The following is a 13,055-nucleotide window of genomic DNA, read 5'->3' as shown; positions in this document are numbered from 1 at the left end:
TAGTATGGCAGAGAGAAAAACGCCTTTACATAAGGTAAGAAATATCGGTATTGCGGCTCATATTGATGCTGGAAAGACAACTACTAGTGAGAGAATTTTATTTTTTACTGGTATGAGCCATAAAATAGGTGAGGTTCATGATGGTGCTGCTACCATGGACTGGATGGAACAAGAAAAAGAGCGTGGTATTACTATTACTTCAGCTGCAACTACGGCATTTTGGAAGGGTTATCAAATAAACCTAATAGACACTCCGGGACACGTTGACTTTACTATCGAAGTTGAGCGTTCTATGCGTGTTCTTGATGGTGCTGTTTCAGTATTTTGTTCTGTTGGTGGTGTTCAACCACAATCAGAAACCGTTTGGAGACAAGCAAATAAATATCACGTACCAAGAATCGTTTTTGTTAATAAAATGGATAGAATAGGTGCAAATTTCTTTAGAGTTGAAGAGCAGATTAGGGAAAGACTAAAAGCAAACCCAATTCCTATTCAAATTCCTATAGGTGCTGAGGATAACTTTAGAGGTGTGGTTGACCTTGTAAGAATGAAAGCTTACGTTTGGAATGATGAGAAAAAGCCAACTGACTATGTTGAAGAAGAAATTCCAGCTGAAGTTAAAGATAAGGCAGAAGAATATCGTGCGAAATTAATCGAAGCAGTTTCTGAGACAGATGATAGCTTGATGGAGAAATTCTTTGCAGGTGAAGAACTAACTGAAGAAGAGATTAAAAAAGGTATAAAAGCAGGCTGCTTAAGAATGACTATCACGCCTATGCTTTGCGGAACTGCGTTTAAGAACAAAGGTATCCAACCTCTACTTGATGCTGTTGTTGATTATTTACCAGCTCCAGATGAGATCGCAGCGATAAATGGTGTTTATGAAGATGGCACTGAAGTAACTGTTGAAAGTACAGATGATGGCGAATTTGCCGCTCTTGCGTTTAAGATTATGACTGACCCATTTGTTGGACAGCTAACATTTATTCGTGTTTATAGAGGAAGCCTTGAAAGTGGTAGCTATGCTTACAACACAGTTCAAGACTGCAAAGAGAGAATCGGTCGCTTGCTAAAAATGCACTCAAATAAACGTGAAGAGATTACTGAGCTTTTTGCTGGTGAGATCGGTGCTGTTGTTGGTCTAAAAAATACTCTAACAGGTGATACTCTAGCTAGCGAGAAAGATAAAGTTATCCTTGAAAGAATGGACTTCCCTGAGCCAGTTATTAGTGTTGCAGTTGAACCAAAAACAAAGGCAGACCAGGAAAAAATGGCAATAGCACTTCAAAAACTAGCTCAAGAAGATCCAAGTTTTAGAGTTAGTACAGACGAAGAGAGTGGTCAAACTATTATTAGCGGTATGGGTGAGCTTCACTTGGAGATCATAGTTGATCGTATGCTTCGTGAATTTAAGGTAGATGCTGAAGTTGGACAACCACAAGTTGCTTATCGCGAAACTATTCGTAAGACAGTTGAGCAGGAATATAAGTATGCTAAACAATCAGGCGGTCGTGGTCAATATGGTCACGTATTTTTACGTATTGAGCCGCTCCCAGCTGCTAGTGGATTTGAGTTTGTTAATGATATCAAAGGTGGTGTTGTTCCAAAAGAATATATTCCAGCTGTTGAAAAAGGTTGTAAAGAGGCACTTCAAAGTGGTGTTCTTGCTGGTTATCCAGTCGAAGATGTTAAAGTTACACTATTTGATGGTAGCTACCATGAAGTTGACTCGTCTGAAATGGCATTTAAACTTGCTGCTTCAATGGGCTTTAAGGAAGGTGCTAGAAAAGCAGGTGCTGTTATTCTTGAGCCTATGATGAAAGTTGAAGTAGAAACTCCAGAAGAGTATATGGGTGATGTTATAGGCGACCTTAATAAACGCCGTGGCCAAGTAAATTCAATGGATGATAGAAATGGTGTGAAGATCATTGCAGCTTATTGTCCATTAGCTCAAATGTTTGGCTATTCAACAGATCTTCGCTCAATGACTCAAGGGCGTGCAACTTATTCAATGGAATTCGATCACTACGAAGAAGTTCCTAAAAACGTAAGTGATGAGATCATTAAAAAGAGAAATGGCTAATTAACCAAAGAAGGGCAGAGTAATCTGTCCTTCAAAAATTAAATTCTTATAAAATCTATCTACAAAATATATGAATTGTCCTCATAGCTCAGCTGGATAGAGCGTAGAATTCCTAATTCTAAGGTCACAGGTTCGAATCCTGTTGGGGACACCATCATACAATCGCCTTTATAAAATACAAAGTGCTCAAACAAGTGTTTTTTAAATATACTAAAACGTATAATAAGATATAACAATTTATAAAAATGCTCTTATACTGATCAGCAAATAGAGTAAAAGAGAAAATACAAAGAATGGACTTTATAAAAAAGATTATAAGTTATATGCAAACAAGATCACTAATATCAAAGAAAATTTTATAAAAAGCGTAATGGTAAATGACTATATTTTCATTAATCTAGTCGGTTTATCTATATATGCATTCGTAGTGGGTTTAGTTTTTTATCAACACGTTATATTATTAATTTTTATCTAAACTAATAAATTTTATCAACAAAAATTTTTATATATTTAATAATCCGTGCTAACATTTCAAAAATTTATTTAAGGAGAGTAGATGAAAAAAATTTTACTTTTAGGAGCTGTTTGTTGTATGTTGTCAGCTGATGTTAAAACCGTTAATATAAGCCCAGATGAGATCAAAAAATATGATCAGATTATCGATATAAGAACTCCATCTGAGTGGCAAGAGACTGGCGTTATCGCAGGTGCAAAGACTATAACTTTTAATCCAAACGATAAGAGTGCATTTTTGGAGAAGCTTTCAAAGGCAGTTGATATTAAAAAACCTATTGCTCTTGTTTGCAGAAGCGGCAGAAGAAGTACGGCAGCAGCCGCAGCGATAGATAGCTCAGATCTTAAGATAATAAATTTAGATGGAGGTATGAGTAGCTTGATCGAGCAAGGCTATAAAACTACGCCTTATAAAAAATAAACAAATTTTGTAATCCTACATTTGACTATAAGATAAATTTATTTTGTAGTCAAATTTTATATTAAATAATAAAATTTATTATTTAATTAACCACTGATTAACTCTAACTATATATAATTTCATCATATTTATAATAAAGAAGGAGACAAAATGTCAAAAGTTATTTTACAATTAAATGTTATTCAGGCTGATGCAAATGCACTTTATATTAAATTTCACGATCTTCACTGGAATGTAAAAGGTATTCAATTTTTTAGCGTTCATGAATATACAGAAAAAGCTTATGAAGATATGAGTGAGATATTTGACGATGCAGCTGAGAGAGCTCTTATGCTTGGTGGCAGACCTATAGTTAAGGCTGAGGAGCTAGCAAAAGTTACTCATATTAAACACGAGCCAAAAGAAATTTACACTCCAACTGAGGTTTTAGAGATTGTCTTGGCTGATTATAAACACCTTTTGGGTGAGTTTAAAAAGCTTGACGAGCTTGCAGAAGGCGATACAACAACTCAAATGTATGCACAAGATCAAATCGCAAAATTTGAAAAAGCGATCTGGATGCTAAACGCAACACTTAGCAAATAACTACTAGCGGGAGTTTTCCCGCTCTATCTAAATAAATTCTACTTTTTGGCGATATTGATTTTATAAAATTTAAGGAGCCAAAATGAAAATTTCTCAAATCGCAAACTCATATAATAGTTCAAGTCTAAAAGAAAATGTAAAATCAGAAATTTCACTTCATAAAGATGAAAAGGATATCTCTAAAAAAGAGTCTAAAATTACAAATTTAACGGCCAAAGACATTTCAAATAGCTATTTTTTGCAGTATCAAAAAGAGATCGCTCAAAGTAGTAGTTCAAATTTATTAGCCCAAGGTGGCTTAAGCTTTAATGTGCCTAAAAATTTATCAGAAATTTTATCAGGACTTGATCTTGCAAGTATCGGCTATAATGGTAAATCTTTAAACGAGCTAACTAGTGACGAGGCAAATGATCTTATTAGTGAGAATGGATTTTTTGGTATCGCAAATACGGCTGATAGGATAGCTAGCTTTGTGCTAAATGGTGCAGGCGATGACGTGGAAAAACTAAAAGCTGGTAGAGAGGGTGTGGCAAAGGGTTTTGAGGATGCGAAGAAAATTTGGGGAGGTGAGCTTCCTGAAATTTCACAAAAGACTATTGAAAAGACCCTTGAGACACTTGATAAAAAGATCGCCGAGCTTGGCGGTAACGTTTTAAATGTTTCAGCTTAACTATCTTAAGCAGGCTCGCCTAAGATAAATTTATATGATCGTGTATATAAATTTAGATACGAGCCTTTAATTTCCCGCAAAATTTATTTAATCTTAAAAGTTATACTTCGCCGTTTTACACTAAGGAGAAGAGATGAAAGCTAAAATTTTACTTCCACTGGCAACTACCATCATGTTTTTGGGTTGCTCATTTTTTGAGGATAACCCACCAGTGCGAAAACAGCCAAGACAGGTCATGCAAAATACACCAGTAAAAAGCTCGATCAAAGGTTTTATAAAAGAGGTTACATATAAAGATTCAAAATACTGCTATGAAATAGTGGCGAGCGATACAAAAAATCACAAACTCAATAAAGCAAATTTTTGTGCAAATAGATACTATTATGATAAAGGCGACTTGGTCTATGCGACCTTTTATGCAGATAAGCTTATAGATATGCTTCTTATAAAAGAGGGCGGCTCTAGTGGCTTATATAATGGTATAAAAAAGCCGCAAAATGAAGTGATTATTAAAAGAAAAAATGTAAAAACAAATATCGAAGTGCCAAAAGAGGAAAAAATTTCTTTTTAATTACCGTTGATTTACTGCTTGCTTATATAATTTCAACAGCAATCAAAACTAGAACTCCTTTTAAGGGGCAAAGCAACAGCCCCTTTTTCTTTTTACTTCTTTAAAATTTTGTCCTTGTTTTATTTAAAATTATCAACTTTTATCTATTTTTGATTAATTACGGTAAACGATCGGTAACTGAAATTAAAAATTTAAGCTTCATGTTAAATTTTATTGATTATAATCGTCAGCACAAAACCTTAAAAGGAGAAAAAATGAAACTAACAAAAATTAGTTTAGCCGCTTTGGTTGCTTTAGGTGCATTTTCAAGCGTAGCAAGTGCTACTCCACTTGAAGAAGCTATAAAAAATGTAGATCTTTCAGGATTTGCAAGATATAGATATACTCACACTCATGAGTATGACAAACAACAAGAAAATGTCAAAAAAGCTAATGATGCAAAACATAACTTTAAAATGATCACAAATTTTAAAGCTGCTATCGATGATAACTTTTTTGGTGTTGTTGGCCTAAGATATAATGCAAATGACGGTTCAGGCGATAATGCTGGAACAGCTAATACAGATGGTACAGATAAAACAAATACAACTGATCCATTCAGAGTTTACCAATTTTACCTAGGATACAAAGTAGGTGCTACTACTATAACAGCTGGTAAACAAGTTATAGGTTCATACTTTACTGATGATGCTGTTGGCACAGGCGTAAGAGTAGTAAATGAAGACATCGAAGGTCTTACACTTACAGCTTTAGCATTTGATGCACTTGAAGGCAGTGGTGAGAGCGATGGTGATCTATATGATGCGAGTGTAACTGATCAATTGAATAAGTATGATGTTGGTAATCTATATGCAGCTGGTATTGCTGGAGCATATGATCCTATTAACTTCCAACTATGGTATGCTAGCTTAACAAATTTAGCTGACTTACTTGCAGCTGATGTTTCAGCAAATTTTGCTATTACTGATGATGTTTCTTTGGGCGCAAGACTTAACTATGTAAATAGTACGGCTGATGCTAGCGCTAAAAGCAAGCTAGGATATAATGATGGTAACTTCTATGCTGGAGAACTTTCAACTTCACTATTTGGTTTTGATTTAGCTGGTGGTTATATCGGTTGGAAATCTCAAGATAAAGGCATATCAGCTTTTTCATTTGAAGATCAAGGAAGCTTAATTGATGCAGGCGAAGATGTATTTGACTGGACACATGCAGAAGGCAAAGGTAACTTCTTCTATGCAACAAGTGCATATGCATTTGATAAATTTACAGTTGGCTTGGATTATGTAAAAGGCAATATAAAAACTGCAGGAGCAAATAATCAAGATGTAAAAGAGAAAATAGAAGAATTTGTTCCAAGATTTGCTTATCAATACAGCAAGAAGTTGAAATTTAGCTCATTCTACTCTTTCCAAACACATAAATTTGCTAATGATGTTAAAGCAAAAGAAGATAAATTCAGATTTGAAGCTAAATACTCATTTTAATCGTAGCTAATTAATCAACTTATGATATAATCCCGGGTCGGAAGCAATCTGATCCGGGATTTTTAAATTTAGAGCAAAATTTCAAGGAAAATTATGAAAAGTATTAAAATTTCTTTTTTGGCGTGTTTTTTGGTGGCAAATGCCTTTGCAGCTTCACAAGTCTACTATATAGAAGCTCGTGGTGAGTTTGGTAAAGAACTTGCCGAAATGGCAAAAAAGCAGGCTAATGATAGAAATGAAAAAGTAAATGTCTATGTTGATGAAGATCCAAGACGTTATAAAGATAATAGAATTTTAAAATTAGGCGTTGATAGAAAGGGCAGATATAGTGTTTCTTTAGGTAAGGAGCTTTATGAAAAGCAATGTGCTAGCTGTCATGGCGAGAATGCTGATAAAAGGCCATTTGGTTCAACACCTCTAAAAAATATGGATGCTAAAGATATTGAAGATAGCATCATCTCTTATAGAAGTGACTCAAGTTTTGGCGGAAGCGGTAAAAATGTAATGCAAAACCAAGCTAAAATTCTTTCAAATAATGATCTTGGCGCGATTCTCGCCTATCTAAAAGGTAAAGATGCATTTGCTGAACAAGATGCAAATGAAAACAAACCAGTCTCTACTCAAACAAAGCAAGGCAGTTATTTAAGATAAGTTTCACTTTGATAGCTTTGTCATAATATAAATAAAAGGAAGCAGATGTTAAATCCAAAATCATTATTTTTAAGTATGGGCTCAGCTATCATTTTGATGATAATCTTTGCCATAGCTAGCGGAGCCGCTACGATAATAGAAAGTAAAACTAGCACAGAAGCTGCATGGTACTATGTTTATGGTGCCAGCTGGTTTGCACTCATTCAACTACTTCTTGGCATAAATTTGACCTATAATATCTTTAGATATAACTTAATAGATCCAAAAAAACTCCCTTCGCTTATCTTCCACCTTGGTTTTATCGTTATCTTAATCGGTGCTGGAATAACAAGATATCTTGGCTTTGAGGCTGACATGCATATAAGAGAAAAAACTCAGTCAAATATCGTTACGACAAAAATATCCTATTTAAATTTAACCGCATTAAACGATAATGGAGAAGAGATAAGCGCTGCTTTACCACTAGGACTTTCTGATGCAAAAAAAGGTTTTGATCTAAAGCTAAAAATAGCAGATAATGAAGCTAATTTAAAATTTAAAGAATTTGTGCCAAATGCAAGCTATAAGTTTGTGGATGATAAAAACGGGCAACCAGTAGTGGAATTTGTGGTTTCAAACGAGAGTGAAAGTGAAGAAATTTTCTTATTAGAAGAGGAGGAGGCAAGGGTTGCAGATATTAGTTTTATCTTTAATGCTAAGCCAGATGAGAGTAAAAAATATGTGCTTTTTAAATTAGTGGACGGAAATTTCACAGTTACTTCAAATACTGATCTTTCAAAATTTACAATGAGTGATAGCTCAAAAACTGAGTTAAAAGCTGGTAGTGTAAATGATTTTGGCATGGGCAGTCTTTATACTATTTCAAATATAAATTTTGCTCCAAGATTAGTTTCGACTCATGCTTTAAGAAAGCTAGTTAGCACAAAAGATAGCGAATTTAACGCCTTGATAGCTGAATTAAATTATAAAGGCGAGAGTAAAGAGATGCATATTTTTTATAACCTAACAGAGCCTTCACGCTTGGCTGTGGCTGGACAAAAATTTAATGCTTCATGGGGCGCACAGCAAGTTAAACTTCCGTTTAGCTTATACTTAAAAGACTTTGAGCTTAAAAGATATCCTGGCTCAAATTCGCCTATGAGCTATTCAAGTGAAGTTATTGTAAAAGATGATACAAACATGTCGGGGCTTGACTATAAAATTTATATGAATCATGTGCTTGACTATGATGGCTATAGATTCTTCCAGAGTTCATACGATACAGATGAAAAAGGAACCATTCTCTCTGTCAATAAAGATCCAGGCAAGATACCAACTTATATTGGCTACTTTTTGCTTGGATTTGGCTTTGTGTTAAATGTTGTAAATCCTGGTAGTCGTTTTAGAAAGCTAGCTAAGTTAATCGACAATGAATCAACAAAAGGTGGTAAAAAGGTTGTTGCTATCATTGCCATTATGCTTTTAAGTTTGAATTTTAGCTCATTAAAGGCTGAAGACTTTTTACCTAATATCAGCAAAGAGCACACACAAAAGCTTTCTAGGCTTATTGTGCAAAGCTCAGATGGTAGAATGAAGCCATTTGATACGCTTAGTAAAGAGGTTTTAAACAAAATTCACAGAGGCGAGAGTATAGGCGGTCTAAATTCAAACCAAGCGACGCTTTCAATAATGGTAACGCCTGATTTTTGGCGAAGTGAAAAAATTATCTCACTTGGACAAAGTAAGGAGCTAAAAAAAGAGCTTGGCATAGATGAAAATGCAAAGTATGCAAGTTTTAATGATTTTTTTAGAGCCACAAAAGATGGCGGAAGTGAATATAAACTCACAAAATTTGCCGAAATTGCTAATCGCAAGCATCCTGGATCGCGCAATACGTTTGATAAAGACGTAATCAAGATCGATGAGAGATTGAATGTTTTTTATATGATATTTATTGGTGAAATTTTTAAAATTTTTCCAAAACAAGATGATCCATCAAACTCTTGGTATTCGCCTGCTAGTGCAATGATGTACTTTCCGCCTAAAGAGGCCGATCTAGTCATTAATATGATGAGAGAGTATTTTGCAGCAGTTGATGCGGCAACAAAAGATAATGATTGGAGCAAGGCTGATGCTGCACTTGATAAAATTTCAGCCTATCAGCAAAAGTATGGCTCTGCTGTAATGCCAAGTGAAGAAAAGATAAATATAGAAATTTTGTTTAATAAAATTCAAATTTTTGAGCGATTGACGCCGGTTTATCTTTTGGCTGGCCTTGCACTTTTATTTTTTGTTTTTGTCAAAATGCTAGCCCCAAAGGTCCAGATAAATGGCATTGTAAGAGTTGCATACATCGTAAATTTGCTGGCTTTTCTTGCTCATACTGTTGGGCTTGGGCTTCGTTGGTACATTGCTGAACATGCGCCTTGGAGTAACGCTTATGAATCGATGGTCTATATCGCTTGGGCTCTAGGGTTTTCTGGTATCGTCTTTGCAAAACGTAGCCCTATCGCTCTTGCTCTTACGTCTATATTGGCTGGCGTTACATTATTTGTTGCGCACCTTAGCTGGATGGATCCGCAGATCACTACACTTGTGCCAGTGCTTCAAAGCTACTGGCTAACAATACATGTCTCTGTCATTACTGCAAGTTATGGATTTTTAGGGCTTTGCGCGTTACTTGGTGGCTTTACACTATTGCTTATCATTTTACAAAATAAGAAAAAGCCAAATCTAGAAATTTCTCGTAATATTCTTGAAGCTACCCGTATAAATGAGATGGCTATGATACTAGGACTTAGCTTGCTTACTCTTGGAAATTTCCTAGGCGGTGTCTGGGCGAACGAGAGCTGGGGCAGATATTGGGGCTGGGATAGTAAGGAGACTTGGGCATTAGTTTCGATACTTGTTTATGCCGCAGTTCTTCATATAAGATTTATTCCAAAGCTAAACAATCAATATGCGTTTGCAGTGGCTTCATTCTTTGCTTATTGGTCGATTATTATGACTTATTTTGGTGTAAATTTTTATTTAGCTGGCATGCACTCATATGCAGCAGGAGATCCATTGCCAGTGCCTGATTTTGTCTGGATTAGTATTGTGATAATGGTGCTTATGAGTGTTTTGGCATTTACAAAGCGATCACTTTGCTCAAGGCTTTAGATGCTAATAAAAGGTCTAATAGTTTTCTTTATTGTATTGCTATTAATTGCAATTTGCGTATTAATCTATCTACTTTTAAGAAATAGAGATTATAGCGCCGAAATAAAGGAGCTTGCATTAGAAAAAGAAGAGATAACGATCGAAAAGCTTGAAAAGCTTGCCGGTGATAATAGCCTAAGTAAAAACGAGCTTTTCGAACTTATTCAAATCTTTGTAGGAAATTTTAGTATACCAGCCAAAAATAACCAAATCATGCCAAAAGAAGCAAATAACTATATAAATTTCATAATTTTAATCTGCTCTCATAAAAATTCTGATGCGAAGCTCATTAGTTTTTTAGACAAAGAGGCTAAAAAGAAAAATCCAAGCTACATTGTCGAAATAGAAGAGAGTGAAAAAATCGGCATAGAAAATCGCAAAAATCGTAGATAAATTTATTCAAAAAAGTGTAGTTGAAATATCTTAAAATCAAGCTTGGGATAAAAAATGAGTTCTTATGATATTGATTCTATGTATGTGATATTTCTTATTCTCTTTTCAATCGTATTGCCTATATTTTTGATAATTCCTGCAGGTAGATATAACATAAAGGTTTATGCGAGTAAATTTGATCTAATCGGACTTCATCTAATTTTTCCAATCATTATATTACCTGTTTTGGTAGGTACTTTTATTTTAGTTTGTAGCTTTTTAAATATTTCAGATTATGTTGGTTTAGGCTTTATATTCTATGCTTTTTTGATTCTAATGATAGCTTATATAATTTATGGTTTTTATGTTTGTATCAGATATAACTACGGCTTTTTTCATTGTATCGTAGCGCTTTTCTTAAGATTTAATTATGTTACCCCGCTTATTTATCTGCTCTTTTTAGGTGGAAAAAACTACAAAGATGACAAAGAGATAACTTCTAAAAATATTAAAGACTTAAATCTTTTCGATCAGTTTAGATTTTCTATTTATAATTTAATTGCTATTAGAAAGTAAAAGTATTTTAAGAGCATTAAAGGTTTTGCAATTAGAGAAAATGCCAAAAAAGCAAGAGAAATTTTTATATTTAGCTTTTGCTTGGTTTTTAGGTCCTTTTTGTCTTTAAAATTTTAGTCCAAAGCAGGCTTTTGTTTTGTCTTATCGTTTTTAAGCTTATCTTTTTTGGCTTCAAACTCAGCTATTACATTTGCATCAGGAAATAAATATCCATCCTCAACCATCAGATCAACTGCTTTTTTAAACATAGGCAAGGCACTTTGAGCACCGAAGTAGTAGTAAGGTCTTTTAGGATCCCTTGCTAAAACGCCTATTGTGTAGCTATTGCCTCTTGTATCATTTACAAAGCCAAAAAATGAGCCATTGTAGGTATTGCTGTATCCACCACTACCTGAGGCAATGTGTGCAGTTCCAGTCTTTCCACCTATCTCAAGTCCTGGCGTAAAGGCTTTTAGTCCAGTACCTTTCTCAACCGTTTTTATTAAAATTCTCTTCATTATCTTTGCGGTCTCTTGTGATATAACTTGAGCTGGCTCGGACTTTGGCAAATCATATCTTTTTCCATTTCTCTCTAAGTAGGCAACCATGTGAGGAGTAACTTCAATGCCTTTATTGTTAAATGTATTATAGGCTTTTAAAAGCTGCATAAATGTAGCTTGCAAGCCGTATCCGTAGCTCACAGTCGCCTTATATGTCGATGAATTTAGCTTTGTAACTGTTGGCATCATTCCTACTTGTTCGTAAGGTAGATCTATGCCAGTTTTTCTTGAAAATCCAAAATTTAAAAGTCCTTGATAAATTTGTGGCCCATTTAAACGCTCAACAAGCTGAATCATGCCGATGTTTGAACTGTGCACGATTATATCTTCAGCGCTCATAAAAGGCTCTGGATGGGTATCTTTGATTATCCTTTTGCCAAGTTGATATCGGCCATTATAGGTATTTACAAGCTCGAATGGATTTACTTTCTTCTCTTGAAGCAAGATGGAAAATATAAATGGCTTAAAAACTGAGCCAACTTCATAAGCATATTCACTAACGGTCGAATTTAGAGCGCTATAATCTTGCTTTCTTATGTTTGAAGGATCATATCTTGAGCTAGAAGCTAGGGCTAAAATTTCTCCATTTTTGCTATTCATTATGCATATAACTAACTCTTTTGCATCTAGAAATTCACGCTTTTCATCTAGAATTTGCTCTAGTTTGGTTTGAAATTTTAATGGTATAGAGAGCACCGCATTGTAGCCATCTACTCTTGTTGCTAAATTTGAGTCACTTGTTAAAATAATATTATTTCCAATATCGCGAGGCCCTAAAATTTTTGCATTTTGTATAGGAGCTAAATAATCTTCATAATATCTCTCAAGACCTTTTACGCCTTTACTTTTTGTAAGTGCGTCACTTTCAGTTTTGCTCACGTAGCCAATAGCTGGTGTGAGAGCATCTTTTGACATAAATTTACGATTTTGGCCGCTCTCCATTACTCTCATGCCCTGAAATGAAGCAAGGCCTGTTTTTGGGTCAAGATATGAAACCAAAATGCTCTTACGATTTAGCTTTCTTGAGAGCTCTTGAAGGTAGGTAGCGCCCTTTGCATCAATGCTATATGAGAGCGTAACAATACCTTTTGTGCCATTTATGATCTTTCTTACTTTGTTTGGATCGTCGCCGCTGTAAAGCGAATATAGTTTGATAAACATCTCTTTTTTATTAGGATCAATATTTCTAGTATCAAGCATCACTTTGTAGAGTTTTTGGCTTGAAGAGATGCTAAAGCCATCTTTTGTGATTATATTGCCACGAATTGCTGTGTTTATATCGCTTGTTTGAAGCCTAGGAAGCTTTCGCTCGATACTTGCTCTATAAAATATGACAAGCACAAATATTGAAATTCCAAAAGTAATTAATAAAAAAAGTATGGTTATTTTTGATTTTCTGGAATTCAT

At 34.7% G+C, this 13,055-nt stretch carries 11 protein-coding genes and 1 tRNA gene; 11 read left to right on the top strand and 1 reads right to left on the bottom strand.

The window, feature by feature from the left end:
- Window positions 1–4: 4 nt before the first annotated feature.
- The 11 genes from fusA to CVS97_RS02855 all read left to right on the top strand — a co-directional run bounded on the left by fusA (window position 5) and on the right by CVS97_RS02855 (window position 11,109).
- Entirely contained in the window at window positions 5–2,083 is a 2,079-nt protein-coding gene (gene fusA, locus CVS97_RS02905) for an elongation factor G (RefSeq protein WP_103640703.1), read from the top strand.
- Window positions 2,084–2,160: 77 nt separating this feature from the next.
- Window positions 2,161–2,237: transfer RNA gene (locus tag CVS97_RS02900), tRNA-Arg, on the top strand.
- Between the two features lie 402 nt (window positions 2,238–2,639).
- Window positions 2,640–3,017 carry a rhodanese-like domain-containing protein gene (locus CVS97_RS02895; protein ID WP_107785014.1) on the top strand — a complete coding sequence of 126 codons (378 nt, stop codon included), beginning with the start codon at window positions 2,640–2,642 and terminating at the stop codon, window positions 3,015–3,017.
- Window positions 3,018–3,167: 150 nt separating this feature from the next.
- On the top strand, window positions 3,168–3,602 hold the full coding sequence (locus tag CVS97_RS02890) for a Dps family protein (RefSeq protein WP_021090517.1): 435 nt from the start codon (window positions 3,168–3,170) through the stop codon (window positions 3,600–3,602).
- Between the two features lie 82 nt (window positions 3,603–3,684).
- Window positions 3,685–4,272 carry a hydrogenase-4 component G gene (locus tag CVS97_RS02885; protein WP_107785013.1) on the top strand — a complete coding sequence of 196 codons (588 nt, stop codon included), beginning with the start codon at window positions 3,685–3,687 and terminating at the stop codon, window positions 4,270–4,272.
- Between the two features lie 133 nt (window positions 4,273–4,405).
- Entirely contained in the window at window positions 4,406–4,843 is a 438-nt protein-coding gene (locus CVS97_RS02880; protein WP_107785012.1) for a hypothetical protein, read from the top strand.
- A 254-nt stretch (window positions 4,844–5,097) separates the two neighbouring features.
- A complete protein-coding gene (locus CVS97_RS02875) occupies window positions 5,098–6,330 on the top strand; it encodes an OprD family outer membrane porin (RefSeq protein WP_107785011.1) in 1,233 nt (410 codons plus the stop codon).
- 93 nt (window positions 6,331–6,423) lie between these two features.
- Entirely contained in the window at window positions 6,424–6,981 is a 558-nt protein-coding gene (locus tag CVS97_RS02870) for a c-type cytochrome (protein ID WP_021090538.1), read from the top strand.
- A 45-nt stretch (window positions 6,982–7,026) separates the two neighbouring features.
- Window positions 7,027–10,122, top strand: a complete 3,096-nt coding sequence (ccsA, locus tag CVS97_RS02865; protein WP_107785010.1) for a cytochrome c biogenesis protein CcsA — start codon at window positions 7,027–7,029, stop codon at window positions 10,120–10,122.
- A complete protein-coding gene (locus tag CVS97_RS02860) occupies window positions 10,123–10,554 on the top strand; it encodes a fatty-acid--CoA ligase (RefSeq protein ID WP_107785009.1) in 432 nt (143 codons plus the stop codon). It begins immediately after the preceding gene.
- Window positions 10,555–10,608: 54 nt separating this feature from the next.
- Entirely contained in the window at window positions 10,609–11,109 is a 501-nt protein-coding gene (locus CVS97_RS02855) for a hypothetical protein (protein WP_234401444.1), read from the top strand.
- A 113-nt stretch (window positions 11,110–11,222) separates the two neighbouring features.
- Here CVS97_RS02855 and CVS97_RS02850 read toward each other — a convergent pair whose 3' ends face one another.
- Complete coding sequence (locus CVS97_RS02850; protein ID WP_072594993.1) at window positions 11,223–13,055, bottom strand: peptidoglycan D,D-transpeptidase FtsI family protein; 1,833 nt, start codon at window positions 13,053–13,055, stop codon at window positions 11,223–11,225.

It is taken from the genome of Campylobacter concisus (assembly GCF_003049735.1).
In the GTDB taxonomy this organism is placed as follows: Bacteria; Campylobacterota; Campylobacteria; order Campylobacterales; family Campylobacteraceae; genus Campylobacter_A; species Campylobacter_A concisus_AN.
The sequence above is the reverse complement of the archived record's forward strand: the minus strand, read 5'-3'. Positions and strand labels throughout refer to the sequence as shown.